This window comes from Streptomyces sp. NBC_00620 (assembly GCF_026341825.1).
GTDB lineage: Bacteria > Actinomycetota > Actinomycetes > Streptomycetales > Streptomycetaceae > Streptomyces.
Window position 1 is genome coordinate 3,990,610 of sequence record NZ_JAPENY010000001.1, and the last position, 25,580, is coordinate 4,016,189.

20 protein-coding genes are annotated in these 25,580 nt (G+C 69.9%); 11 read left to right on the forward strand and 9 right to left on the reverse strand.

Going from position 1 to position 25,580, the window contains the following annotated elements:
* Positions 1 to 237: 237 nt before the first annotated feature.
* Positions 238 to 4,989 carry a tetratricopeptide repeat protein gene (locus tag OG246_RS18265; protein WP_266463168.1) on the forward strand — a complete coding sequence of 1,584 codons (4,752 nt, stop codon included), beginning with the start codon at positions 238 to 240 and terminating at the stop codon, positions 4,987 to 4,989.
* Positions 4,990 to 5,186: 197 nt separating this feature from the next.
* Positions 5,187 to 5,690: a hypothetical protein gene (locus OG246_RS18270; RefSeq protein WP_266463170.1), complete on the forward strand. Its 504-nt coding sequence runs from the start codon at positions 5,187 to 5,189 to the stop codon at positions 5,688 to 5,690.
* Positions 5,691 to 5,876: 186 nt separating this feature from the next.
* On the opposite strand, the gene OG246_RS18275 is transcribed toward OG246_RS18270, so the two are convergent.
* Positions 5,877 to 7,217 carry a hypothetical protein gene (locus OG246_RS18275; protein ID WP_266463172.1) on the reverse strand — a complete coding sequence of 447 codons (1,341 nt, stop codon included), beginning with the start codon at positions 7,215 to 7,217 and terminating at the stop codon, positions 5,877 to 5,879.
* Between the two features lie 223 nt (positions 7,218 to 7,440).
* Positions 7,441 to 7,767 carry a carboxymuconolactone decarboxylase family protein gene (locus OG246_RS18280; protein ID WP_266463175.1) on the reverse strand — a complete coding sequence of 109 codons (327 nt, stop codon included), beginning with the start codon at positions 7,765 to 7,767 and terminating at the stop codon, positions 7,441 to 7,443.
* A 268-nt stretch (positions 7,768 to 8,035) separates the two neighbouring features.
* On the opposite strand from OG246_RS18280, the gene OG246_RS18285 reads away from it, so the two are divergent.
* Together OG246_RS18285 and OG246_RS18290 are read left to right on the forward strand one after the other, a co-directional pair.
* The gene (locus tag OG246_RS18285) at positions 8,036 to 8,404 is read left to right on the forward strand and encodes an amphi-Trp domain-containing protein (RefSeq protein WP_266463178.1); all 369 of its coding nucleotides are present in this window, start codon (positions 8,036 to 8,038) and stop codon (positions 8,402 to 8,404) included.
* Positions 8,405 to 8,519: 115 nt separating this feature from the next.
* Entirely contained in the window at positions 8,520 to 9,326 is an 807-nt protein-coding gene (locus OG246_RS18290; RefSeq protein WP_266463180.1) for an EI24 domain-containing protein, read from the forward strand.
* A gap of 19 nt (positions 9,327 to 9,345) precedes the next feature.
* Here OG246_RS18290 and OG246_RS18295 read toward each other — a convergent pair whose 3' ends face one another.
* Both OG246_RS18295 and OG246_RS18300 read right to left on the reverse strand, forming a co-directional pair.
* Complete coding sequence (locus tag OG246_RS18295) at positions 9,346 to 10,602, reverse strand: pyroglutamyl peptidase (RefSeq protein ID WP_266463183.1); 1,257 nt, start codon at positions 10,600 to 10,602, stop codon at positions 9,346 to 9,348.
* A gap of 87 nt (positions 10,603 to 10,689) precedes the next feature.
* A complete protein-coding gene (locus OG246_RS18300) occupies positions 10,690 to 11,670 on the reverse strand; it encodes a LysR family transcriptional regulator (protein WP_266463184.1) in 981 nt (326 codons plus the stop codon).
* 58 nt (positions 11,671 to 11,728) lie between these two features.
* Here OG246_RS18300 and OG246_RS18305 point away from each other — a divergent pair, with 58 nt between their 5' ends.
* Both OG246_RS18305 and OG246_RS18310 read left to right on the forward strand, forming a co-directional pair.
* Positions 11,729 to 12,541 carry an NAD(P)-dependent oxidoreductase gene (locus tag OG246_RS18305; RefSeq protein WP_266463186.1) on the forward strand — a complete coding sequence of 271 codons (813 nt, stop codon included), beginning with the start codon at positions 11,729 to 11,731 and terminating at the stop codon, positions 12,539 to 12,541.
* A gap of 89 nt (positions 12,542 to 12,630) precedes the next feature.
* Positions 12,631 to 13,080 carry a RidA family protein gene (locus OG246_RS18310; RefSeq protein ID WP_266463187.1) on the forward strand — a complete coding sequence of 150 codons (450 nt, stop codon included), beginning with the start codon at positions 12,631 to 12,633 and terminating at the stop codon, positions 13,078 to 13,080.
* Here the strand turns inward: OG246_RS18310 and OG246_RS18315 are convergent.
* The gene (locus OG246_RS18315) at positions 13,004 to 13,615 is read right to left on the reverse strand and encodes a TetR/AcrR family transcriptional regulator (protein ID WP_266463192.1); all 612 of its coding nucleotides are present in this window, start codon (positions 13,613 to 13,615) and stop codon (positions 13,004 to 13,006) included. The genes OG246_RS18310 and OG246_RS18315 overlap by 77 nt on opposite strands.
* Before the next feature lie 121 nt (positions 13,616 to 13,736).
* Here OG246_RS18315 and OG246_RS18320 point away from each other — a divergent pair, with 121 nt between their 5' ends.
* Positions 13,737 to 16,244 carry a beta-glucosidase gene (locus OG246_RS18320; RefSeq protein ID WP_266463195.1) on the forward strand — a complete coding sequence of 836 codons (2,508 nt, stop codon included), beginning with the start codon at positions 13,737 to 13,739 and terminating at the stop codon, positions 16,242 to 16,244.
* Between the two features lie 88 nt (positions 16,245 to 16,332).
* On the opposite strand, the gene OG246_RS18325 is transcribed toward OG246_RS18320, so the two are convergent.
* The gene (locus OG246_RS18325; RefSeq protein ID WP_266463199.1) at positions 16,333 to 17,322 is read right to left on the reverse strand and encodes an aldose epimerase family protein; all 990 of its coding nucleotides are present in this window, start codon (positions 17,320 to 17,322) and stop codon (positions 16,333 to 16,335) included.
* Positions 17,323 to 17,387: 65 nt separating this feature from the next.
* Entirely contained in the window at positions 17,388 to 18,518 is a 1,131-nt protein-coding gene (locus OG246_RS18330) for an XdhC family protein (protein ID WP_266463203.1), read from the reverse strand.
* Positions 18,519 to 18,760: 242 nt separating this feature from the next.
* Between OG246_RS18330 and OG246_RS18335 the strand changes: the two genes are divergently transcribed.
* The 3 genes from OG246_RS18335 to OG246_RS18345 are packed head-to-tail and all read left to right on the forward strand — an operon-like array spanning position 18,761 to position 22,498.
* Positions 18,761 to 19,366, forward strand: coding sequence for a (2Fe-2S)-binding protein (locus tag OG246_RS18335; RefSeq protein ID WP_266463206.1), 606 nt, complete (start codon positions 18,761 to 18,763; stop codon positions 19,364 to 19,366).
* 7 nt (positions 19,367 to 19,373) lie between these two features.
* Positions 19,374 to 20,348 (forward strand): xanthine dehydrogenase family protein subunit M, encoded by a 975-nt coding sequence (locus OG246_RS18340; RefSeq protein WP_266463210.1) that lies wholly within the window; start codon positions 19,374 to 19,376, stop codon positions 20,346 to 20,348.
* Positions 20,348 to 22,498: a xanthine dehydrogenase family protein molybdopterin-binding subunit gene (locus OG246_RS18345; RefSeq protein ID WP_266463214.1), complete on the forward strand. Its 2,151-nt coding sequence runs from the start codon at positions 20,348 to 20,350 to the stop codon at positions 22,496 to 22,498. Before OG246_RS18340 ends, OG246_RS18345 begins: the two co-directional genes overlap by 1 nt.
* 67 nt (positions 22,499 to 22,565) lie before the next feature.
* Here OG246_RS18345 and OG246_RS18350 read toward each other — a convergent pair whose 3' ends face one another.
* Entirely contained in the window at positions 22,566 to 23,468 is a 903-nt protein-coding gene (locus tag OG246_RS18350; RefSeq protein ID WP_266463218.1) for an SGNH/GDSL hydrolase family protein, read from the reverse strand.
* Between the two features lie 220 nt (positions 23,469 to 23,688).
* On the opposite strand from OG246_RS18350, the gene OG246_RS18355 reads away from it, so the two are divergent.
* Entirely contained in the window at positions 23,689 to 24,183 is a 495-nt protein-coding gene (locus tag OG246_RS18355; protein ID WP_266463221.1) for a DUF3145 domain-containing protein, read from the forward strand.
* 110 nt (positions 24,184 to 24,293) lie between these two features.
* Here OG246_RS18355 and OG246_RS18360 read toward each other — a convergent pair whose 3' ends face one another.
* Positions 24,294 to 25,565, reverse strand: coding sequence for a beta-ketoacyl synthase (locus tag OG246_RS18360; protein ID WP_266463224.1), 1,272 nt, complete (start codon positions 25,563 to 25,565; stop codon positions 24,294 to 24,296).
* Positions 25,566 to 25,580: the final 15 nt, after the last annotated feature.

The following is a 25,580-nucleotide window of genomic DNA, read 5'->3' on the forward strand; positions in this document are numbered from 1 at the left end:
CAACAGCGTGAACAGCGACGGTCGGCGCCGGACATCAGGGGACGATCGACCGAAGCGCAGAGCCGGTTGGGCCTGCGCAGCAGGTTCGGACAACGAACCTGCCGGGGCGAGGGTGCCGCGGGCTGGTGGTGGGCATGGGCAATTGAGTCATTACCGGCGTAGGGGTCTATCGGGTGCCCAAGGGTTGGGCCAGCCTGAGGGGCAGTGGCTCAGGGTTGCTGTGTTCGGGGGTGCGGTGTGACTGAGGCCGGGCAATTCGACGCGTTCGTGTCGTATGCGCATGAGGATGAGCCGTGGGCGAAGGCCTTGGCGGAGAACCTGGTGCGACTCCGCCTTCATGTGTGGCTGGATCAGTGGGAGCTGGTCGGTGGTCAGCTGGTGGCATTGCGGTTGCAGGACGGGCTGGCGGGCGCCGGCGCCGTGGTGCCCGTCGTCAGTCGGCACTGGACGGAGTCGGGGTGGTGCGGTGAGGAGTTCGCGGCCGCCATGGCAAAGGCGGTAGCCGGAGGGCAACGGGTGATCCCGGTCCTGTTGGGCGAGGTGGAGCTGCCGCCCTTCATTGCTTCGCGGCTGTACTTCGACTTCCGCCGTGTGGCTTCACCATCGCAATACGAGACCCTGGTGCGGCAACTGGATAGGGCCGTACGGGGGTTGCCGACGGCGGAGCGCCCGGCGTCGGGCGGGGCGCTGGTGGTGCCCGACGAGGTGGTCTATCGGCCGGCCGGACCGACGTATGCGGAATTGCGGGTCGACACGGGATCGGTCACGTTTTCCACGGCGGGCTCCGAGACGTCCTGTCCACCGCGCGGTGTGGACCGCAGCCTTGAGCAGCATCTGTGGATGTTGCAGCGCGCGCGTGCACGGGCTGTTGGCGGCCTGGCCACGCGGCGTCAGCTTGCTCTGGGGGAAGCAACCGCTCCGGGAGGGGCGGCGGGGGCGCTGGTTGGTGTCGGTGCGGTGTTGGGCGAGAGCTTCGTGTGCGGTGAGGTGGCGGCGGCGCTGGCCAAGGAGGAGGGGCTGGCGCAGGCGCGTCACGCATCGTTACGGATCGGGTTGACCGTCGATGATCCGCGGTGGGTGGATCTGCCGTGGGAGACGCTGGTTGTTCCGGGCGTGGGGCAGCCGTTGGTGTTGTCGGAGCATGTCGAGTTGTACCGCAGGGTGCGGCGGGAGAGTCCTCCTGTCGCGGTGCAGGTGCCTGGTCCGTTGCGGATTCTGGCGGTGGTGGCAAGCCCGGAGTCCGGCGGGGGCGAACTACTGGACTACGAAAGGGAGCTGAGCCGGATCCTGGACGCGGTCGACCCGGCGCGGTCCGGGCACGGCGCATATGTGCGGGTGCTGAACTGGGGCAGCCTGGCCGAGATTCACGCGGCCCTGGAGCAGGAGCGCTTCCACGTACTGCACCTGTCCTGTCACGCCAAGCCGGGGATTCTGCTGCTGGAGGACGAGCGGGGCCAGGTGGACGAGGTCGATGCCCGGCGGTTCATGGCAGAGGGCCTGCCCACCGATCGGGGCGTTCCGTTGGTGGTGCTGGCCGGCTGTTCCACCGCCAGGACCCCTCTTTCCCGCGATTCGCAAGAGCGGCCCGCGGACGAGGAAGGGAACTCTGATGAGGAGGGGGGCCCGGACACGAGCGCCGGTGGCTCCGCTCGTGCTGATGTCAGTCCGGAGGGGCGGGCCCGGGCCGGTCTGGCGCGCGAGTTGCTGGCGCGCGGGGTGCCGGCGGTGCTGGCGATGACCGAAGCCGTCACGGACCACTACGCCACCGAGCTGGCCGCGGAAACCTACGAGGCGCTGGCAAGGGCCGAACACCCCGACCCGCTGACCGCGCTCTCCCACGCCCGCCGCACTCTGGAAGCCCGGCGTCGGCAGCTGCCGGACAATACCCCGCGCGCTATGGGGCCGGAGTGGGCAACCCCGGCCCTGTTCCTGGCAGGGCCGCCGTTGCCGCTGTTCGACCGCACCCGCGGTGCCGATCGGGTGCTGGTTGCGCCGGAGGTGGTGCTGGATGAGGGCATGGTGGTCCGCAAGGTCGGCGAGTTCGTCGGCCGCCGCGCCGAGCTGCGCCAGCTGCTGGCCGCCCTGCGGAACCCCCAGCGGGCCGGAGTGCTGGTGCACGGAATCGGCGGAGTCGGCAAGTCCACGCTGGCCGCCGAGCTCTTGCACCACTACGGCATCCAGAACCGGCTGATCGTGCCGGTCTCGGCCACCACGACGCGTAACGTCGACGCCGTCCTGGAGGCGCTGCGGCAGCGCCTGAACGCATACTGCCTGGCCGCGGACCTGCCGGAAACTGACCCGTTGCGGCGGGTTGCGGTAGCACTGACGGACGCCCGCTCACCCTGGCGGGACCGCTGGGAGCTGGTCCGTCAGATCGTGCTGCCACGGCTCCCGGTACTGATGATCGTGGACAACGCCGAAGACCTCCTCACCCGCACGACGTCCGGCGACGGCTGGCAGCCGTCCGACCCGGCGCTGGCGGATCTGCTGGCCGCGTGGACGGCGGCGAGCCCCCGCACACGGCTGCTGGTGACCAGCCGCTACCCCTTCAGCCTCCCCCAGCGCGCCCACGGACGGCTCACCGTTCATCACCTGGGACCCCTGTCGCTGGCGGAGACCCGCAAACTCATCTGGCGGCTGCCCGGCCTGGACGCCCTCGGTCCGGCCGACCAGATCCGCGCGTACACCGACGTCGGAGGCCACCCACGGGCCCTGGAATACCTCGACGCCCTGCTGCGCGGCGGACAGGCCCGCTTCCCCGACATCGCCGACCGCATGGAAGCCGCGCTGGAGACCCGCGGCATCCATGATCCCGAGCGCTGGCTCGCAGACATGGAGGGAGACTTGGACACGGCGCTGGCCGAGACCGTCACCCTAGCCGTGGACGACATCCTTCTCGACACCCTGCTCGACCAGCTCGGCAACGTGCCCGGGGCGCGGCAGTTGCTGGACGGGATGGCCGTCTATCGCACCCCGGTCGACCGCACAGGGGCCGCCTGGCAGCTGTCACAACTCACCACACCCCCCGAGCCCGACCCCGTCCTCCGGCAGCGTCTCCAAACGGTGAACACGCACATCACCCAGGCCCGCGCAGCCGGAGCAGGACCGGAGAACGGCTATGGCCTGTCGCCTGAGACGATCGCCGAACACGAAGCAGTCTGGAGAGAACTCCAGCGGCCTCCAGTCGACTTGGACACCCAGGGCGGAAAGGCCTTGAAACGGCTGCTGGAGTTGGGGCTGGTCTCCCCGGCCCCCGCGCCCCAGGATCAGGGGGGCAGCCGGCCCAGCGGTTTGACAGTGCACCACTGGACCGCCGACGCGCTCCGGCAACGCGCCCGTCCCGACGCTCTGAAAGCCGCACACCGGCGGGCCGCCGCGTACTGGCAATGGCGCGTCAATGTGTGGCCCCAGCCTCGCGCCGACGACATCACCCAGCTCATCGAGGTACGCCATCATCATCACGAAGCCGACGACCTCGACCAAGCCGATGCTGTCACGCAGTACGTGTGCTCCCAGCTGCACACCTGGGGAGCCTGGGACTGGGAACAACACCTGATTGAGGAGACCCTCACGTGGCTCCCCGCACGCTCCCGTCCTGCAGCCGCCCACATCCACCAACTGGGCATGATTGCGCAGGAGCGGGGGGATTACGGGCAGGCCGAGGAACGCTACCGGGCTTCCCTTGCCATCCTGGAGGAGTTGGGCGACCGCTCCGGCATCGCCAGTAGCTACCACCAGTTGGGCATCATTGCGGAGCTGCGGGGGGATTACGGGCGGGCCGAGGAACGCTACCGGGCCTCCCTCACCATCAAGGAGGAGTTGGGCGACCGCTCCGGCATCGCCAGCAGCTACCACCAGTTGGGCATGATCGCGCAGCTGCGGGGGGATTACGGGCGGGCCGAGGAACGCTACCGGGCTTCCCTTGCCATCCTGGAGGAGTTGGGCGACCGCTCCGGCATCGCCAGTAGCTATCACCAGTTGGGCAGGATCGCGCAGGAGCGGGGGGATTACGGGCAGGCCGAGGAACGCTACCGGGCTTCCCTTGCCATCCTGGAGGAGCTGGGCGACCGCTCCGGCATCGCCAGCAGCTACCACCAGTTGGGCACCATTTTGGAGCTGCGGGGGGATTACGGGCAGGCCGAGGAACGCTACCGGGCCTCCCTCACCATCAAGGAGGAGCTGGGCGACCGCTCCGGCATCGCCAGCAGCTACGGTCAACTGGGCATCATCGCGCAGCTGCGGGGGGATTACGGGCGGGCCGAGGAACGCTACCGGGCCTCCCTCGCCATCGCGGAGGAGTTGGGCGACCGCTCCGGCATCGCCATCAGCTATCACCAGTTGGGCATGATCGCGCAGCTGCGGGGGGATTACGGGCGGGCCGAGGAACGCTACCGGGCCTCCCTCGCCATCAAGGAGGAGTTGGGCGACCGCTCCGGCATCGCCATCAGCTATCACCAGTTGGGCATCATCGCGCAGCTGCGGGGGGATTACGGGCAGGCCGAGGAACGCTACCGGGCCTCCCTCACCATCAAGGAGGAGCTGGGTAACCGCTCCGGCATCGCCAGCAGCTACGGTCAACTGGGCATGATCGCGCAGCTGCGGGGGGATTACGGGCAGGCCGAGGAACGCTACCGGGCCTCCCTCACCATCAAGGAGGAGCTGGGTAACCGCTCCGGCATCGCCACCAGCTACGCTCAACTAGGCGAACTCCGTACTACGCAACAGCGCCCTGCAGAAGGTGTGCCTTACACGCTGCGGGCTCTGACGCTCCAACTGGAGATCGGAAGTCCGCCCGACACCGCCCTCTACTGGCTCGGCCAACAGAGGGCCCTCATGGGCGACGACGCCTTCCGGTCCATCATTGACGACCTGCTGCCAGACGACGCGGCGACAGCGGTCATGAACGCCACGCAACCCCAGGCCGAGCCTCCGCCGCAAGAAGGAGATGACACCACCCGCCCGGACCCAACAACCACAGATCAAGCATGAACCCTTTGAAGTCCTTCACCGGACGGTCCGCAGAGCCTTCGAATTCAACAAACGGTGGTCGGCCAGATTTCCGCCCCATGCCAGGCTTGCCAGACGGTACCGGTAGATCATCCCGGTACCGTGAACAGTAAGACCCGGGGACAATTCGTAGGCAGCCGAGGGGAACATTCATGGCGCGGGCGCCGAAGAGCGTAGATGTGAAGTTGAACCTGCATGTGCTGGAGATTTCCGGCACATGGGAGCCGAACGACGCTGAACGGCGCGCGGCCTGGGAGGTCTACGTGGAACTGGTGACCCGGGTCTCAGTAGTACCACTGCGAGCCGATGAGGGCCTCCTCCGCGAGGCGCTCACCAGCATGTATTCACTGTTTGCCACCACTCGCGACGTGCTGCGCCAACACGGCCCGGAGGTGGCCGAGCCCAAGCGCAACGGGCAGTACAACTTCGGCTACCTGGCCGTCGCCATGCTCAACTTCGGCATCCGCCCCCTGCTCGCCCGCTGGCACCCGGCGCTTGAGGACTGGGAAAACCAGCGCCCCGCCGACCGCTCACGCCGTGATCACGAACAACTCTGGCCCCAATCCGACGAGTTGCGCGCAGCCCTCATGGACACCCGCCGCATCCTCACTGCCTACGCCGACCTCCTCGCAGGCGCCTGCGGCGTGCCCAATCTCCTGGCAGCCGTACCAGCCGGCGACTGACACAGCACCGCCCCAACGCCGAAGCACACCAACGACCCTCACCACAGCCCACCGGCATCGCATCCAGACGACCCGTCAGCGAATAGACCCCTGCGGCTCACCCGTCCCCGGCGGGCTCAAGATGTCCGTGTCAGACACTCCCGTTCCGGCGCGCCCCGAAGGGCGCGTGACAGCACAGGCAGAGCGTCACTCGCCGCCCTCCGGGCGCGGTGGCGCCACCCGCTCGGCGTCGAGGGTGACGCGGCCGGAGGCGGCGAGGAGCGCGAGGAGTGCGAGCAGGGCCAGCAGGATGACGACCAGTAGCAGGATGGTCAGGACTGTCGGGTGGTTCCAGAGTGCGAAGACCAGGGCGACGATCAGCAGGGCGGCCAGGGCGATCCAGTGGCGGTGGGCCTGGGTCCAGGTGCCCACCCGGCCGGTGCGGACCTGGTGGCCGTAGGCCCACTGCGCTGTGGAGTCCGCGGCGCGCTCGGATGTGCCGCGGACGGCGCGTGGCAGCCGTCCGGGGCCGATCAGGTAGGCGCCCAGCGCGATGATCACGCCGAGGACGATCGCCGTGCGCAGGCTGACCTTCAGGAAGTGCAGCAGGGTGTCGAAGATGGCTGCCGCGGCGGCCTCCGACTGCACCTGGGTCGGGAGGTGGTCCAGGTAGTAGCGGCGGGCGATGACCAGGCCGATGGCCACGACCAGGCAGGCGAAGGCCGCGCCGAGGGCGGTACGGGCCAGGGCCCGGCGGCGCCGGTGGGCCAGCAGCACACCGGCCGCGCCGATCAGCACGACGAGCACGGGGAACCAGTTCCCGATCACGTCCAGCAGATGGGCACCGTCGCGGATCTTCTTCAGCTGGTCCGATTGGAAGAGCACCATCTGCTTGTCGACGTCGGGGATCTTGGCGGCCGGCGACAGGCCGGCGTCCACGAGCGCTTCCTTGACCTGGTCGACGGCTTCGCCGACGTCGAGGGTGACTGTTCCGCCGTTCACGCCCACGGCTCCTCGGCCCTCGCCGGTGAGCGCGTGCACGACCGCGGAGTGGGCCTCCCGGTTGGCGTTCGTCCAGATCCGCTCGAAGCGGTCGCTCTCCACGAAGCGTGTGGCCACCTTCTCCACCGTGTCGTTGACCACGGAGTCGAGCTGCGGGCCCAGACCCTTCACGGCGTTCGCTGCCCGCGGCGGTAGTCCCTGCGACTGCAGCCAGGCGGCGATGTCCGCAGCGGCCTGGCTGCCGTTCACCCGCACGTCGGCGGCTTGGGTAATGCGGTTGACCGCCGCGGCCTCGATCGCCGGATCCGAGGCCAGCGGCGAGACCGTCGCCACGTACCGGTCGGTGTCCAGAGCGATGCCGTGCACCCACACCGTGAGCAGTGCGATCGGCACCAGGATGCAGGTGAGGACGATGAGTACTGCCGAGGCGATCTTCCGCGTGATCCGCGCGGCCGCCGAGCCGTGCTTGTGTCCACTTCCGGCCGCGTCACCCGCGTCCCCCTCGGGGGCGGCATCGGGCTCGGACGAATTGTGCGGGGTGGTCATGGAGGGCTCCCGGGGGATTGACCTCCCTCCATTCCCGCCGCTTTACGGCGAGACGGCACGCCCAGGTGGGCCGTACGGGTAGGAGGTGGCCAACCACCCCGGCGCGTGACCCCGCAGTGCGGGCCGCGGTCCGTGCCGGTCGCACGCCGCGTGCGCGCACTGTGTCACCGCGATGGCCGCGACGGCTCCGGGTGAACGCACGCGTCGGCGAGGGCGTCCGCTCTCAGCCTTGAGCCTCGATCTCGGCATCGGCGACGGCGATGACGATGCCGAGTGCCTTGGCGATGTTGCCCGCCGCTGTCATGACGCGGGCGGTGCCCACGATGGGCGCGATGGCGACCAGGACGTCCTGCAACTGTTCGGCGGTGAGACCGGCCTTGAGAGCGGGGTCGATATGGGCCGCGTAGGAGATCGGCGGGGCGTCCGAGGCGGCGAGCGCCGCGATGCGCGTGAGTATGAGCATGTCCGGGGCCAGCCCGCATCGCTCGATCGAGTCGACCGTCATGGCGGCGAGGGTGTCCAGGACAGGGGTTTCAGATGCAGTGGACATGTCGCATGCCCTCCTGGTGAGTTCCGAGCCCGAGAGAGCTACGAGGCGGAGAGAACCGGGTTCCGCGAACGCGAAGCTCCCTACAACCCTAGAACCCCACTCCCGGTCGGGCACCCCGAGGTGCGGTGTGATCCCGGTGGGCCGAGATTGGAACAGCGGCTTCGTGATCTGGGCGCTGTGCACCGCTCCCAGTCCCTCGGAGCGATGAAACGGGGGACAGCCTCGAGGCGCGGCCCGACACCAGGTCGCTTCCGGATCGGAGACACCCATGAAGGACTTCAAGTTCGAGCAGAAGCGCTCGCTGTCACGCCTTGAGGCGGCCGACCAGCTCACGGCACTCGCAGCCGCGCTGCGGAAAGGCGAGGATGCAGAACTGGAACTCGGCCCGGCAACTCTGAGCCTGCGGATCCCCGACGACCTTCGCAGTGAGATCGAGGTCGAGATCGGCGATGGGGAGATCGAGTTGGAGATCGAACTCAAGTGGCCGACGGCGCCGACCCGGGCAGAACCGTCGCGGACGGCGGCACGCACGGAGAAGGCCACAACGCGAAAGAGCGTGCCCGCAAAGCCGAGGCGCACCGGTACGGGCGCCAAAGGAAGCAAAAGCGCGAAGCGGTCCGCTACGAAGACGTCCTGAGTCGCGCCGAGAGCCGAGAGTTGCGCCGAGGGCCGAGCGCCTCGGGCCGGCAGACCACACAGGGTCCGTCAGGCAGCCGACGAACCCCATGAACCATCGACGCTAAAGTTCCCCCATGCGTGACTTCGGGGTGGGCTTCAACTACTTGCTACAGGGCCAGCGATGGGTGGCGAGGCACGGGAAACAGTACGGATTCGGCCTGCTCCCGGGGCTGATCACCCTCGTGCTGTACGCGGCGGCCCTCGTCGCCCTTGCGATATACGGCGACGACTTCATCACCTGGTCGACCCCGTTCGCGGACGACTGGACCAGCCCCTGGCAGGGCCTCTTCCGCGGGTTCCTCACCGCCGTACTGTTCGCGCTCGCCCTCCTGCTCTCCGTGGTCACCTTCACGGCGGTCACCCTCCTCATCGGCCAGCCCTTCTACGAGAACCTCTCGGAGAAGGTCGACCGTGACGTCTCCCCGGACGGCACGGCCCCCGAGTCGGGCCTGCCGCTGTGGCGGGAGCTGTGGATCTCGGCCCGCGACAGCCTCCGTATCGTCGCCAGGGCGGCCCTGTGGGGCGTGCTGCTCTTCGCGCTCGGCTTCATCCCGTTCGTCGGCCAGACGGCGGTCCCGGTGATCGGCTTCTTCGTCACCGGCTTCTTCCTGACGGAGGAACTGGCGGGGGTGGCCCTGCAGCGCCGCCGAGTCGAGCTCCGCGACCGCCTCACCCTGCTCCGCTCCCGCAAGACCCTGATCTGGGGCTTCGGCACCCCCCTCGCGGTCTCGTTCCTGGTCCCCTTCGTCGCTGTCTTCCTGATGCCCGGCGCGGTCGCGGGCGCCACACTGATGGCCCGCGACCTGCTGGGCGAGGAGACGACGGACGGCGACCGGGACAGGAACGGCGCGGACGACCAGCAGCCGGCGTCCGCGGGCTGACCGGCGTCCACGCCCCCCGTCAGGAGGGCTGACCCGCGTCCACCGCCACCGTCAGGATCGCCCGCACCTGCGCGATGATGTCCAGCCGGTTCTGTACGAACTCGGGGTCGGTGACGGTCCCGGTCGCCGGGTCCGTGTTGCCGGTCCCGAACTGCAGCACCGGTGTGTGCACATGCCCACCCGGCAACTCGTCATGCAGCCCGAGCCGGTCGCGCAGCAGCGTCGCGCGGTACGCGATCTCGTTGGAGAGGTAGTTCCCGCCGCCCCCGGAACGGGCCACCGAGCCCGGGGTCGGACCGTCCGGACGTACGACCTGCTCCGTGCCGCCCGCCGGGATCTCGGTCACCGACGTGTTGTCGTACACCGGGAAGCGGCCCGTGCTCGCGTCCACGATCGCCTTGTACGGCAGGGTTGTTGACGTCCACTGCGGCTGCGAGGCCGGATCGGTGACCGGGACGGTCTCGGTCCGCGAGAGGTTCTCGTTGTCGGGGAAACCGCCCCGCCAGGCCCCGTTGGTCCGCTCCACGTCGAACCGGCCGACCCGGCCCTGGCTCACCGTCGTGAACAGGTCCACGCAGGGAAGCTGCTTCCGTAGCGTCCGTTCCACCATCCCGTCGGCAAAGTCCTGCCAGCGGACGGGGAACATGGCCGTCTCGACGCGTGCAGGCCCGTCCGCGGTCTGGATCGTCGTGCCGTCGAGGGCGAGGGCGGTGGCTCCGGAGGGGTTGGAGATCCGGATGTCACGGTCCAGCGTGAACGGGTCGAATCCGGTGACCAGGATCCGCTTCACGCTCTTGCCGTGCGGGTAGCGGATGGCGTCCTGGCCGCGCGAGGTCTCCTCCAACTTGCCCAACAGCTTGTCTCGTTGGGCATCCGTGAGCCCGAACTCCGGCTCCCACTGGCGCACTTCGCGTGTCATGCCCAGCCGCGCCCAGTACAGCGGCCGGTCGTCGTCCCGGCTCAGGTCTCCGCCCGCCGGTCCCCGGCCCTGTGCCCGGTCGACCGCACGTGTCCACAGCTGCGAACCCTGCCGTACGACGATGCGCTCGGCCTGCGCGTACGAGTCGGCCCTGCCCAGCGCCCGCGCGAACTCCGGTGCCACGGAGTCGAATCCGGAGCGCGCCAGGATCTCCTGAGGCGCGGCCTTGTCGAGCCGCAGCTCCTCCACGGTGAAGGTCTCGGCGGCCGAGGAGGCGGCGGACGCGTTGGGCGCCGCCGAGAGCCCCGCCACCAGGGCCAGTCCGAGTACGCCGATCCGAACACGTATGTGCGTCAAGGGAATTCAGGCCTTCCGTCGCCGTGGGGTGCTGCCGGATGGCCGCAGTATCGCGTGACCGACGGGACGTACGCCATGGGGTGTGGCTCAGGTGGGGATCTTCGCGGCCGTCTCCCGCAGTGCCCGAAGGAACGCTTCCGCCGCCGGGGTCAGGGACCGCCCTCGTACCGTCGCCGCGTACACCGCCCGCGCGGGTGCGGCCTCGTCGAGCACCGGGAGCAGCGTGATGTCGGGACGTACGGACTCCGCGGCGAGCGCCGGGATCAGGGCCACGCCGAGACCGGCGGCGACGTATCCCTGCTTGGCGGTCCACTCGGCCACGACGTGCGCCACGCGCGGGCGGAAGCCGTGCCGCAGGGCCGCGTCGAGGAGGGTGCCTTCGGGGCGGGAGCCGCCGGAGATCCAGTCGGCGTCGGCGAGTTGGGGGAGTCGTACCGAGGGCTCGGCGGCGAGCGGGTGGCCGGCGGGGACGGCGACGTACAGGGACTCGTCGAGGAGGTGGTGCAGTGTGTACGCGTCCAGCGGGGCCCGGCCCGTCGTCGAGACGATCGCCAGGTCCAGACTGCCGGCGGACAGCCGTTCCAGGAGTACGGGCGTGAGCCCCTCCTCGCGGGTGAGCCGCACCCCTGGGTGGCGGGTGCGGAACGCGGCGATGGTCCGCGGTACGAGGGCGGCGTCGGCCGTGGCGAAGGCGCCCACCCGCAGCCGTCCGCCCGCCACCTCCCGTAGCGCCGTCAGCTCGCGCTCCGCCCCCTGCAGCCGCTCGACCACGGCCTCGGCGTGCGGCACGAGGATCCGCCCGGCCTCCGTCAGCCGTACGCCCCGGGGCAGCCGGTCGAAGAGCGGGGCCCCGCCGAGCGCCGACTCCAGCGAGGAGATCTGCCGCGACACCGCGGACTGCGTCCACCCGAGGGTGCGCGCCGCCACGGTGAACGAACCGTGCCGGGCGACGTCCAGGAACACCCGCAGCCACACGGTCGAGAGATCGGGAGCGTCCTCGCCGGTTCCGACCGCGTCCGAGGCAGCCCCGACCGCGCCGCCCGTCAGATTGTCATGCGTGTTCTGCATGTCACCCATGCTAGACATTCGCTTGTCGCATCGCCCGTGCGTACCTAGCGTCGAAGGCATGGAAAAGATCGCCTTTCTCGGACTCGGCCACATGGGCGTCCCAATGGCCCGCCAACTCCTGGGATCTGGACACCCGTTGACGGTGTGGAACCGCACCGCCGCCAAGGCGGAGCCGCTGCTCGCCGAGGGAGCCACGCTCGCCGCCACCCCGGCGGAGGCCGTGCGGGACGCGGATGTGGTGATCACGATGCTCGCCGGCCCGGCGGCGCTCGACGCGGTCGCGGACGCCGTCGTGCCGGAGCTGCGCCCGGGCGCGTACTGGGTGGAGATGTCGACCGTCGGCCCGGACGTGATCAGGGAACTGGCCGCCCGGCTCAAGGACGACGTGACGCTCGTCGACGCGCCCGTGGCGGGCAGCACCGACAGGGCCGCCGCGGGGCGGCTCGGCATCCTCGCGGGCGGCGACGTGGCCGGTGTCGAGCATGTCCTCGCGCACTTCGGCACGGTCACCCGCACCGGGCCTCTCGGCTCCGGCGCCGCGCTCAAGCTCGTCGTCAACGCTTCCGTCGTCGGCGGGGTCGCCCTTGTCGCCGAGGCGATGCGCCTGGCGGACGCCCTCGGAGTCGACGAGGACACCGCGCGCAACGCCCTCACCAACGGTCCGCTCGGCGGAGCCGTCGGCCGTGCCTTCGCCGAAGGCGTGCACTTCGACACCGCGCTCGCCGTGAAGGACGCCGACCTGGCGACGAAGGCGGCCCGACTCCCGGTCATGGAGGCGGTGTTGGAGCAGTTCAGGCGCGCTGCCGCGGACCCGGCCGTCGTCCACGAGGACATCGCGAAGGCCGCGGCCCACATTCGCCGCTCGTCCTGACGAACCCGATGGGCCTGATGGGCTCGACGAGTCCGACGGGCCCGACAGGCCTGAGAAACCCGCGAATCCCAACGAATCCGAGGAGCCCCGTGCAGGTCACGCTCGACAACCCGCCCTCCGCACCCCAGCCCGCCAACGCCTACTACTCCCAGGTCGCCCGCGTCGAACTCCCGGGCGGCGGAGCCCTGTTGTACCTCTCCGGCCAGGTTGCCGACGGAGCTGATCTCGCCACACAGAGCCGCGGCGTCTTCGAGACCATCGACGCCCTGCTGAAGGCGCACGGCGCGACCCTCGCCGACGTCATCAATATCCGTACCTACCTGACGGACATCGGCAGACTCCACGAATACGGCGCCGTACGACGGGAGTTCCTCACCGGGACCGCGCCCACCAGCATGACCTTCGAGGCCGCCCGCCTCTTCAAACCGGATGCCCTCGTGGAGGTGGAGGTCGTCGCGGCGGTCAGCCCTCGCCCGGCGGGGAGTCCGACGGGGAGCCCGGCAGGGAGTCCGGCGGGGGATTCTCGCCCAGCAGCGTAAGAAAGTCCCTGAACGCGCCCGGCATGTCCACCGACTCCGGGTCAAGCAGCCACTGGTACTGGAGTCCGTCCATCACCGCGACCAGGAGGGGGGCGGCGCGCTCCGGGCTGAGTCCGTTCGGGAGTCGCTCCCCGTATTCGGTGCGCAGTACCGAAGCCATGCTCGCCCGCACGGCCGCGTACCGCTGGGTGAAGAACTCGCGGGCGGGGTGCCCCTCCGTGACGCTTTCGCCGAGCAGTGCCGAGAAGGTCTGGATGATCCCGGGCCGCATGGCGTTGTACTCGACGAGCGAGCTGAGCAGGTCGACCCGCCACTGGGTGTTGGGGACCGCGTCCCACTGGTCGCGTTCCTTGAGGACGGCGACGAGCAGGGCCTCCTTGGTGGGGAAGTGGTGCAGCAGCCCCTGCTGGGTGAGGCCCACACGCTCGGCGACCGCGGACAGGCTCGCACCCCGGTAGCCGCGCTCGGCGATCACCTCCAGGGCCGCGCGCACGATCTCCGCGCGCCGTTCCTCACTCCTGGTCCTGGTGGTCATGGCGTCACGGTACCGGCATCCGATCACCCCGAGTATAACGTCAAGATAACGAAACCTACCGCTCTACAGGTAACGGGTGCAGGATGAGGACGTCCAAGGACTTCAACGAGGAGGTGCCGCCGTGGCGGAAACAGCGGAGAGCCGGGCCGGGAGCCAGGCCGGAAACACGGCTGAGAGCACGGCCGGAAGCGCGGCCGACCAGGCCCGCGAAGCGGTCGTCGAGGCGGCTCTCGCCAAGCTCGGCATCGACGCGAAGGCGAGGCTGCTCTCCGGGCAGGACATGTGGTCACTGCCCGCGCTCCCCGAGATCGGGCTGAAGTCGCTGGTCATGTCCGACGGCCCGATCGGTGTCCGCGGCGTCCACTGGACCGCCGACGACCCCTCCATCGCGCTCCCGTCCCCGACCGCGCTCGCCGCCACCTGGGACCCGGCCCTCGCCCGCCGCGCCGGCGCCCTCCTCGCCCAGGAGGCCCGCCGCAAGAACGTCCACGTGCTGCTCGCGCCCACCGTGAACCTGCACCGCTCCCCGCTCGGCGGCCGCCACTTCGAGGCGTACAGCGAGGACCCGTACCTGACCGGCGCGATCGGCAGCGGCTACGTGAACGGCGTCCAGTCCGGCGGCGTCGGCACCACCGTCAAGCACTTCGTCGCCAACGACGCCGAGACCGACCGCTTCACGGCGAACAACCTCGTCTCCGAACGCGCCCTGCGCGAGCTCTACTTGGCCCCCTTCGAGGCCATCGTCGAGAACGCCCACCCCTGGGGCATCATGACCGCCTACAACTCGGTCAACGGCACGACCATGACCGAGCACCGCTACCTCGTGAACGAGATCCTGCGCGGCGAATGGGGCTTCGACGGCTTCAACGTCTCCGACTGGATGGCCGCCCGCTCCACGACCGGCGACATCGAGGGCGGCCTCGACGTCGCCATGCCCGGACCGAAGACGGTGTACGGCGAACCGCTCGCGCAGGCCGTACGCGACGGCCGCGTCCAGGAGTCGACGGTCGACGAGGCCGTACGCAACGTGCTGCGCCTCGCCGCCCGCGTGGGCATCCTGGACGGCGCCGAACCGGTCGTCACCGAGCCGCCCGCCACCATCGACGGCGAGGCCCTGGCCCGCGAGATCGCCCGCCGCGCCTTCGTGCTCGTGCGCAACCAAGGAGCCGACCAAGGCGCCAACCAAGCAGCTCTCCCGCTCAAGCCCGGCACGGTCGCCCTCATCGGCGCCGCCGCCCGCGATGCCCGCGTCCTCGGCGGCGGCTCTGCCACCGTCTTCCCCGCCCGGATCGTCTCGCCCCTCGACGGCCTCACCGCCGCTCTCCCCGAAGGCGGCCTGACGTACGCCGTCGGAGCCGACCCGAACGAGGAACTCGCCGTCGCCGACAAGGGGTTCGAGCTGCGCGCCGTCTGCCGCGACGCGGCCGGCGAGGTCATCGGCAGCGGCTCCGCGCCCAACGGCCAGATTCAGTGGATGGGTGACGACCTGCCGGCCGGAGTCACCCACGACACCCTCCACACCGTCGAGCTGACCGGCACCTTCACCCCGCGCGACAGCGGCCCGCACACCTTCGGCGTCAAGGGCCTCGGCGCCTTCACGCTCACCGTCGACGGCACGACGTACTTCGACGACGTCCAGCGCACCGACAAGGACGACCCCTTCGAGGCGTTCTTCGGCGCCCCGGTGCCCCGCGCCCAGGCCGAACTGACCGCGGGCGAACCGGTGACCGTCTCCCTCACCCACGTCGTCACCCTCCCCGAGGGCATCCCCATGAAGGTGATCGGCTTCGCGCTCGCCCACCAGGAGCCGCAGCGCGACGCCGACGAACTGATCGCCGAGGCCGTCGAGGCGGCCCGCGCCGCCGACACCGCCGTCGTCGTGGTCGCCACCACCGACCGCGTCGAGTCCGAGGGCTTCGACCGCAAGGACCTCCGACTCCCCGGCCGCCAGGACGACTTGGTCCACGCAGTCGCCGCCGCCAACCCGAACACCGTGGTGGTCGTCAACTCCGGCTCCCCGGTGGAGCTTCCCTGGCGCGAGGAGGTCGCGGCAGTCCTGCTGAGCTGGTTCCCCGGCCAGGAGGGCGGCGCCGCCCTCGCCGACGTCCTCACCGGCGCACACGAGCCGGGCGGCCGCCTACCCACCACCTGGGGCTCCCTCACGGCCGCCCCGGTCACCCAGGTCGTCCCGACCGACGGCGAACTCGCCTACACCGAGGGCGTGTTCATCGGCTACCGAGCCTGGGACAAGGCCGGCGCCACCCCCTCGTACGCCTTCGGGCACGGCCTCGGCTACACCGACTGGACGTACGAGTCGATCGAGCTCGACGGCACCACCGCCAGGATCCGCGTCCGCAACTCCGGCGAGCGCGCCGGCCGCGAGGTCGTCCAGGTCTATCTGGCCCCGGTGGAGACCGACGCCGAGCGCCCCGCCCGGTGGCTCGCCGGTTTCGCCGGTGTCGAGGCCGGACCCGGCGAGAGCGTCGAGGCCGTCGTGGAACTCCCGGACCGCGCCTTCGAGATCTGGGACGAGACGGCGAACTCGTGGGCATTTGTGAAGGGTTCGTACGAGATCCAGGCAGGACGTTCGATCGCGGACCGTCGCGTCGCTTCGACCATTACGGTCTGAGCCAGGGCGAGCCGTCCTCCCGAGCAGCCCCGGTCCGGAACCTGACATCCGGGCCGGGGCTCGGGGGAGAGCCGAGAGCCCCCAGCCCCTAGTCGCGCACCCCGAAGCCATAAACGGTCTCCGACCTGTACACCCCGCCCGGCCGCAGCTCGGTGCTCGGGAACTCCGGCCGGTTCGGGGAGTCGGGGAAGTGCTGCGTCTCCAGCGCGATGCCGTCGCCGGGCGCGAAGGGCCCTGAGCCGTCGAGGTGGTCGGCGGTGTAGAGCTGGAGGCCGGGCTCGGTCGTCGCCACGGTCAGTACGCGCCCGGAGGCCGGATCGTGCAGCTCGGCGACCTCCACCGGCGTCCCGGTCAGCCCCTTGTCGAGCACGAAGTTGTGGTCGTACCCGGCGCCCACCTTCCGCGCCTCCCGGAAGTCGAAGCGCGTGCCGTGCACGCCCTCGAACTCCCCGGTGGGAATCAGATCCACGTCCACCGGCGTCAACCGCGAGGCGGCGAGGCGGAGTTCGTGCCCGCCCGCGCTGCCCGAACCGCGGCCGCCCAGATTCCAGTACGTGTGGTTCGTCAGGTTCACCACGGTCGGCGCGTCCGTGACCGCCTCGTACGCGATCCGCAGCGCGCCGCCCTCGTCCAGCGTGTACGTCGCCGAGACCTCCAGGCGCCCGGGGAAACCCTCCTCGCCGTGCGGAGCGACCCGCGACAGCCGGACCCCGTGTTCGACCGGCTCCGCGTCCCACACACGCTTGTCGAAGCCGAACTCGCCGCCGTGCAGGGAGTTGGTGCCGTTGTTCTGGGCCAGGTGATACGTCAGACCGTCCAGCGGGAAGCGGCCGCCCGCGATCCGGTTCGCGTACCGCCCGACCAGCGCCCCGAAGTACGGCTCCGGATGCGCGAGATACCCCGCCAGCTCCGCGAAGCCCAGCACCACGTCCACGGCCCGCCCTCCCCGGTCCGGAATCTCGGCCGACTGCACGATCCCGCCGTACGTCAGGACCCGCACCCGCACACCGGAACGCTCCAGCGTCCAGCGGTGGACCGGGGTGCCGTCGGGAAGGGTGTCGAAGAGTTCGTCGTACATGATCGGAAGCCTAGGTCAACCGGTCGCGAACGGACGCCTTGCGCCGGGCTACGGCCACGGCCTGGTCATGCCCGCATCGACAGAGGACGGGCCAGTGGGCCACATGTTGGTGCGGCCTCCGCGTGCAGCGGCCCCGTACCGGCTCGAAGAGGCGTGGCCGGGCGGCCATGACGTACCGCGACCACCTCGGCGGCGATGGACAAGGCGGTCTCCTCCGGGCCGCGCCCGCCCAGGTCGAGGCCGACAGGAGCCCGCAGACGCGCGAGCTGGCGCTCCGTCACCCCTGCCGCGATCAGCGACCTGCTCCGCTCGGCACACGTATGACGTGAACCAATGGCCCCCACATAGGCCAGCGGACGGCGAAGTGCTTCACACAACAGCGGGATATCGAACTTTGGGTCGTGCGTCAGCGATATCACGACCGTGTCGCGATCGGTTCTCGCATCACTGAGATGGCGCGCCGGCTGGTCGACGACGATTTCATGGGCGTACGGGAACCGTTCAGGAATGGCGAATACCGCACGCGCGTCGCACACGGTCACGTGATATCCCAGAAATGCGCCGATCTGTGAGAGCGCCCGTGCGAAATCCACAGCCCCGTACAGCAGCATCCTGGGAGGCGCGGAGATCTCGTGAAGAAAAAATGAGGTTCTCTCACCGGAGTCATTCTTCATATTCAGAACACCGGAATCGCCGGCGGCCCGGCGACGCAGGCATTCACGGTCCCACTCCTCGGCACCGAGTGTGCCGCTGACCGATTCCCCAGTGATGACCAGGGTCGAGCCGAGGCGCTCGGGGTGGACACTGCCGACGGTCAGGGCGAGCGTGACGGCGGCCCCGCGGGCGAGTGACGTCAGGGCCGCCCCGAAGGCCTCGTCCGTGCCCGGGTCGACGCGCCGCACAAGGACCTCCATGCTGCCCCCGCACAACAGACCGGGCTCGAACAGGTCGTCCGACCCGCTGTCGAACCGCACCACCTGGGCGCGGCCGTCGGCCAGCACCTCACCCGCCAGCTCATAGAGCGTGGCGTCCAGGCAGCCCCCCGAGACACCGCCGAGCGCTTCACCGTCCGGACCTCGGACGAACATGGCGCCGGGGCGTTGCGGCGAGCTTCCTTCCACCGCGGTCACCAGGGCGACGGCGAACGCCTTCTTTTCGCCGAACCACTCAGTGAGAGTCGGAAGTAGATCACGCATATGGACCTCCGTCTTGAACAGTATTGATGTACCAGACTCCGTCCGGGGAAGTCCATGCGTCTCATCGAAGCTTCATAGTGCCTTCATATCGGGAATTGCCGCGTTTTCGCTGTTACGATAACCGGGCGCATTTCCTCGGCAGAGCTTTCCGTGGGGAAATGCTTGAGCGCGGCTGACCGAGCTCTCTCGAAGGGCTTGGTGAGTCCGGTCCCATCGCTCTCGGATACCGGAAGGCATGGCATATGTCAGATACGTTCGACGAAGCATCCACCATCAATCGGCGCAGTTTCGTGGTGGCGTCCACGGCGGTCGTGAGTGTGCCCCTGCTGGGCACGGCGTTCACGTCCGACAGCGCTCAGGGGCAGCCACCGGCGGCCGCGGTCCAGGAGTCAGAAGTCAGACTGACGGTCAACGGCGAGCAGCGGTCGGCGTCGGTGGACACCAGGACCTCGCTGCTCGACCTCTTGCGGGAGCACCTGGACCTTCCCGGCACCAAGAAGGGCTGTGACCAGGGCGCCTGCGGAGCCTGCACGGTCCTGGTGAACGACCGCCGGGTGAACTCCTGCCTCACCCTCGCCGTCATGCACGACGGCGCGCGGGTCACCACGATCGAGGGGCTCGCCGACGGCGACGAACTGCACCCTCTCCAGCAGGCCTTCATCGATCACGACGGCCTCCAGTGCGGCTACTGCACGCCTGGTCAGATCCTCTCCGGGGTGGCCTGCATCGCGGAGGGGCACACCAACTCCCCGGCGGAGATCCGCGAGTGGATGAGCGGCAACATCTGCCGGTGCGGCGCCTACACCAACATCGTCTCGGCCATCGAGCAGACCGCCAAAGAGAGGTGAGCTTGCCGTGCATCCTTTTGCCTTCACCAAAGCCGGCACCGAAAAGGCCGCGCTGACCGCAGGAGCCGCCGGTGGCCGGTACATCGCCGGCGGTACCACGCTCGTCGACCTGATGCGGGAGACCGTCGAACGCCCGCCGAGCGTGGTGGACATCAACAGCCTTCCCTACAAGGACATCACGGTGTCCTCCTCGGGGGTCCAGGTCGGCTCCCTGGTACGGATGAGTGAACTCGCCGCACATCCGCGTGTGCGCTCGCTGTACCCCGTCGTCGCGCAGGCGTTGGAGCTGGGCGCCTCGGCACAGCTCCGCAACATGGCGTCCATCGGCGGCAACATCATGCAGCGCCCGCGGTGCCCCTATTTCCGGGACGTCCACTCGGCCTGCAACCGGCGTACCCCCGGCACGGGGTGCGACGCCCGCGACGGCGACAACCGTATGCAGGCGATCCTGGGGACCAGTGCACAATGCGTGGCCACCCACCCCTCGGACTTCTCCGTAGCGCTCGTAGCCCTCGACGCCGTCGTCCACGTGCGCGGCGTCGACGGCGTACGGGCCATCCCCGTCCAGGAGTTCTTCCTGCGCCCCGGGAACACCCCGCAGCGAGAGCAGAGCCTTAAGCCGGGTGAGCTCATCACCTCCGTGGAGATCCCGGCCGGCCCGCACACGCGGCGCTCCGGCTACCTCAAGGTGCGCGACCGCCAGTCCTACGAGTTCGCCCTCGCGTCGGCGGCCGTCGCGCTGGACATCAGGGGCGGCGTCATCCGCGGCGCCCGCGTGGCGGTCGGCGGAGTCGCGACCGTGCCGTGGCGGCTGCCGAAGGTGGAGCGCGCGCTGGTCGGCAAGCGCCCCGGGCGCAAGACCTGGACGGACGCGGCCTCCTACGCCGCGGACGGCGCGACCGCGTTGTCCGAGAACGAGTTCAAGATCGCGCTCATCGAACGCACGGTGCGCCGTCAGCTCATGACCATCGGAGGGCAGTGATGGCCGACACCGTTGTGGGGCAGGCGCTCTCCCGCGTCGACGCCCGGCTGAAGGTGACCGGCGCTGCCACCTACGCCGCCGAGCACCGGTTCGAGGGGCTGCTGTACGGCGTCATCGTCAACAGCACGGCAGCCCGGGGCACGGTGTCCGCCATCGACGTGGACGCGGCCCGCGCCCACCCCGGCGTCGTGCGCGTACTGACCGACTTCAGCAGCCTGACGCTCGCCCACTCAGTGACCGAGCTGGTGTTCTACGGCCAGCCGATCGCCCTCGTCCTCGCCAACACCCTGGAGGCGGCCACGCATGGAGCCTCACTCGTCGAAGCGACGTACAACCGCCAGGACGTCCTGACCGACTTCAACAGCTCAAGCGCCACCTCCGTGACGGCCCCGTCGAACCCCGACTACAGCCGCGGAGACCCGGAGGCCGCCTTCAAGTCGGCGCCCCACAAGGTGGACCTCGATTTCACCATCAGCCGGGAGAACCACAACCCCATCGAGCTGCCGTCGACCATCGCCCGCTGGGAGGGCGACCGGCTCACCCTCTGGGACAAGTCCCAGTGGGTCCAGGGTGCGGCCCGTACCGTGGCGGGCGCGCTCGGCATCCCGGTGGGCAACGTCCGGGTCCTCAGCGAGTTCGTCGGCGGCGGATTCGGCAGCGCCATCCGCGCCTACGACCACGTCACCCTGGCCGCCTTCGCCGCCCGCGAGGCCGGCAAACCCGTCAAGGTCGTCCTGACCAGGCGCCAGTTCTACTACGGCACCGGCTACCGGCCCGCCAGCCGCCAGCGCCTCGCCCTCGGGGCCAACGCCGCCGGACGCGTCGACAGTCTCCTCTACGAGGTACGCACGGAGACCTGCCGCTACGACGAGTACGAGGAGGGCGTGACCGACCTGCCGAAGTTCCTCTACGGCGTCCCCAACACCAGCACCAAGTACCAAATCACCGCCATCGACGCCCAGTCACCGTCCTCGATGCGCGGACCGGGCGTCGTCACCAGCGCCTTCGCCCTGGAGACGGCCATGGACCAACTCGCGCACGATCTGCGCGTCGACCCCATCGAGCTGCGGCTGCGCAACGAACCCACCAGGGACGAGGTGACAAAGCTTCCGTTCTCCACCCGCAAGCTCCGCGAATGCTTCGACACCGGGGCGCGCCGCTTCGGCTGGTCGCGGCGCGACGCCACTCCGCGCAGCCGCACCGAGGGCGATCTGCTGATCGGCATGGGGATGGCCACCGCCTCGTACCACAACAACCGCCGCGATGTCGGCTCGCGCGCACGGATCGACGCGGACGGGACGGCGACAGTGGCCACGGCCACCAGCGACATGGGCCCGGGCACCACCACGTCCGTCATGCAGGTCGCCGCCGACGCGCTCGGCCTGCCCGCCGGGAAAGTCACCTTCAGACTGGGCGACTCCACCTACCCCACCGCGCCCCCGCACGCGGGCGCCACCACCATGGCCAGCGTGGGATCCGCCGCCTTCACCTCCTGCAATGCCCTGCGCAACAAGTTCATCGCCATGGCGGTCGCGGACACCGCCTCGCCCCTGCACGGCGCCGACCCCGCCCAAGTGACCGCCGGTGACGGCTATCTCCGGGTGGGCGACGACGACAGCACCAGGGACAGCTACCGCGAGATCCTGAGCCGGGCCGACCTGCCCAGCCTGGAAGCCACGGCCACCTGGGGGCCGGGCACCATCGACACCAGGATCTCCACCTACGGATACGGCGCCGTCTTCGCCGAGGTGTCCGTCGATCCCTTGCTCGGCCTCGTCCGCATCCGCCGTATCTTCGCGGCCTACGACGTGGGCCGGGTCATCAGCCCCAAACTGGCCCACAGCCAGGCCATCGGAGGCATGGTCGGCGGCATCGGAATGGCCCTGCTGGAAGGCACCTACACGGACCACCGCGACGGCCGGATCGTCAACGCGAGCCTGGCCGACTACCTCGTCCCGGTCAACGCCGACGTCCCCGAACTCGACGCCACGTTCATCAACACCGAGGACCCTCAGGCGGACCCCATCGGCGTCAAGGGACTGGGCGAGATCACCATCGTCGGCGTCCCGGCGGCCATCGGCAACGCGGTCTTCAACGCCACCGGCAAACGCCTCACCGACCTCCCCATCCTCCTGGAGGCCCTGCTCTGAGAACTCCCGCGCCGACATGACGTCCATCCGGCCGACGGCGACCGGATGGACGTCACGTCAGCGCGGGTCAGGCCACCGGCTTCTTCGCCGTCACCATGCGATAGGCCGTCTCCGCGAGCCACGCCTGCCCGGTCTTGCTCGGGTGGAACCAGTCCCAGTGGCTCAACTGATCAGTCCCGAAGCGGTAGTCGAAGACCGCGCCGCCGTCGAAGCGGCAGTACTTGTCCTTGGCGCAGACCTCCTCCAGAACCTTGTTGTACGCCTCCACCCGGTCCTGAACCGTGTCGCGCCGCAGCGTCGCCGCCGCGCCGAGGGAGTCCGCGTCACCCAGCATCGAGGGGCAGATGCCCAGCTTCCAGACCTGCTTGCCGACCGGATTGCTGCGGCCCTCGGACCAGAGCCGCTTCAGGTCCGGCACGCTCGACACATACACCTGCGTCTTGGGCAGCGCGTCGCGCAACGTGCCCAACGCGTCCTCGAAGTCGGCCTGGAACTCGGCGACGGACGTCATCGCCGAGACGGAGGAGCGGCAGGCGTCGTTGGCGCCCGCCATCACCGCCACCAACTCCGGCTTCTCCGTGGCGGCCCGCGCCATCTGCCCGGGCAGGTCGGCCATCCGCGCCCCGGTCACCGCGTAGTTCCAACTGCGCTCGGCCGCCCCGGCCGTCCCCAGCAGCCGTACGGCGAGACTGTTGACCTCCGTGTCGCTGCCGGTCGCCCAGGACGCCTCGGGGCAGTCGGACAGCACGGTGCACGCGTCGAAGCCGCGCGTGATGGAGTCGCCGACCGCGGCCACTGACTTCGGGCTGCGGTCCCAGGCGGGCGTGGGCTTCGGGGACGGCCGCACCTTCGCCGTGGTGCCCTGTGGCGCAGGGGAGTTGCCACCGGTCGCGTCGCACCCGGCGACACCCAGCAGGGCTGCCGCCGCCATGGCGAGGACGGCCCGTGAACGGTGGCTACGGTTCCGCATCCCCTGGTCCCCTCGTTCGTTGTGCAGGGTCGGTCGCCACCCGGGCAGACACGGTCGGTCAGCACCGCGTCCCCTTGGGTGAAACCTCGATATTTCTGGGCGCTTGGACCGACGGTACGTCACACTCCTTGCGCCGCCGCACGGTAGCCTCGCCACGTGGCCGCCCCGCCACTGCCGTTCCGCTAAGTTACAAGATGCGTCGCTCTGTCCGGAGGCCCCAGTGACGACACGTGGAGTTCTCTACGTGCACTCCGCGCCCCGCGCGCTGTGCCCGCACGTCGAGTGGGCGGTCGCCGGAGTGCTCGGCACACGCGTCAACCTCGACTGGATCCGGCAGCCCGCCTCGCCGGGCACCTGGAGATCAGAGTTCTCCTGGAAGGGCGAGGTCGGCACCGCCTCCAAGCTCGCCTCCGCGCTCCGCGGCTGGCAGATGCTCCGCTTCGAGGTCACCGCCGAGCCGTGCCCCACGGCCGAGGGCGAGCGCTACAGCTGCACCCCCGAACTGGGCATCTACCACGCAGTCACCGGAATCCACGGCGACATCCTCATCCCCGAGGACCGCCTCCGCGCCGCCCTCCTCCGCTCCCAGCGAGGCGAAACCGACCTCGAGGCCGAACTCGCCAAGCTCCTGGGCAAACCGTGGGACGACGAACTGGAACCCTTCAGATACGCGGGCGAGGGCGCCCCGGTCCGCTGGCTCCACCAGGTGGTTTAGGGGCGCGGGGAACTGCGCGACCAGCCCCCACCGGCGGCCGGCCGACAAACAACATGTGGCCCGAACCCCTCCGAGGGGTTCGGGCCACACACCGTTCAGCTCAGAACAGCTCAGACCGTCCGGAACGCAAGCACCACGTTGTGCCCACCAAACCCGAACGAGTCGTTCAGCGCAGCGATCCGCCCCTCGACGGGCAGCTTCCGCGCCTCACCACGAACGATGTCGGCATTGGCCGCAGCCTCGGGGTCGAGGTTCTCGACGTTGATGGTCGGCGGCGCCACCCGGTGGTACAGCGCGAGGACCGACGCGACCGACTCCACGCCGCCCGCACCACCGAGAAGGTGACCGGTCATCGACTTGGTGCCGGACACCGCCATGTGGTCGGCGTCGTCGCCGAACACCTTGCGCAGCGCCTTCAGCTCCGCCACGTCACCGGCAGGCGTCGAGGTCGCGTGCGCGTTCACGTGCACGATCTCGGCCGGGTCCAGATCGGTGTTGTCGAGCAGGTTCTGCAGCGCGTGCGCGATGCCGCGGCCCTCGGGCTCCGGCTGCACGATGTCGTGGCCGTCGGAGGAGATGCCCTGGCCGACCGCTTCGACGTACACGCGGGCACCCCGCGCCGCGGCGTGCTCGGCCGACTCCAGGACGAGGACGCCGGCGCCCTCACCGAGGACGAAGCCGTCGCGCGCGACGTCGTAGGGGCGCGAGGCACCCTGCGGGTCGTCGTTGTTCTTGGACATCGCCATCATGTTGCCGAAGGCGGCGATGGGCAGCGGGTGGATGGCCGCCTCCGTACCACCGGCGACGACGACGTCGGCGCGCCCGGTACGGATCATCTCGATCGCGTAGCCGATGGCCTCGGCGCCCGACGCGCAGGCGGAGACAGGGGTGTGCACACCGGCGCGGGCACCGACGAGCAGACCGACGTTGGCGGACGGGCCGTTCGGCATCAGCATCGGCACGGTGTGCGGGGAGACGCGGCGTACGCCCTTCTCCTTCAGCACGTCGTACTGGTCGAGGAGGGTGGTCACGCCGCCGATGCCGGAGGCGATGACGGTGCCGAGCCGGTCGGGGTCGACACTGGTGTCCTCCCCGGCGCGGTCGGTGTAACCGGCGTCCGCCCAGGCCTCCTTGGCCGCGATCAGCGCGAACTGCGCCGAGCGGTCCAGGCGGCGGGCCTGCGGACGGGGGATGACCTCGCCCGGCTCCACGGCGATCTGCGCCGCGATACGGACCGCCTGCTCGGCGGCCCAGTCCTGCTCCAGGGCGCGGACGCCGGAACGTCCGGCGACCAGGCCCTCCCAGGTAGAGGCTGCGTCGCCACCCAGCGGTGTGGTTGCGCCGATACCGGTGACGACCACAGTGCGATTGGTCGGGCTCACGGGAATTCTTTCTCC

Coding starts and splice junctions, on each gene's coding strand:
- OG246_RS18315 (WP_266463192.1), bottom strand. CDS start 13,615: ATGACCACCAGGACCAGGAGTGAGGAACGGCGCGCGGAGATCGTGCGC.
- OG246_RS18290 (WP_266463180.1), top strand. CDS start 8,520: ATGCGTGACTTCGGGGTGGGCTTCAACTACTTGCTACAGGGCCAGCGA.
- OG246_RS18305 (WP_266463186.1), top strand. CDS start 11,729: ATGGAAAAGATCGCCTTTCTCGGACTCGGCCACATGGGCGTCCCAATG.
- OG246_RS18280 (WP_266463175.1), bottom strand. CDS start 7,767: ATGTCCACTGCATCTGAAACCCCTGTCCTGGACACCCTCGCCGCCATG.
- OG246_RS18275 (WP_266463172.1), bottom strand. CDS start 7,217: ATGACCACCCCGCACAATTCGTCCGAGCCCGATGCCGCCCCCGAGGGG.
- OG246_RS18335 (WP_266463206.1), top strand. CDS start 18,761: ATGTCAGATACGTTCGACGAAGCATCCACCATCAATCGGCGCAGTTTC.
- OG246_RS18285 (WP_266463178.1), top strand. CDS start 8,036: ATGAAGGACTTCAAGTTCGAGCAGAAGCGCTCGCTGTCACGCCTTGAG.
- OG246_RS18345 (WP_266463214.1), top strand. CDS start 20,348: ATGGCCGACACCGTTGTGGGGCAGGCGCTCTCCCGCGTCGACGCCCGG.
- OG246_RS18350 (WP_266463218.1), bottom strand. CDS start 23,468: ATGCGGAACCGTAGCCACCGTTCACGGGCCGTCCTCGCCATGGCGGCG.
- OG246_RS18330 (WP_266463203.1), bottom strand. CDS start 18,518: ATGCGTGATCTACTTCCGACTCTCACTGAGTGGTTCGGCGAAAAGAAG.
- OG246_RS18325 (WP_266463199.1), bottom strand. CDS start 17,322: ATGTACGACGAACTCTTCGACACCCTTCCCGACGGCACCCCGGTCCAC.
- OG246_RS18300 (WP_266463184.1), bottom strand. CDS start 11,670: ATGCAGAACACGCATGACAATCTGACGGGCGGCGCGGTCGGGGCTGCC.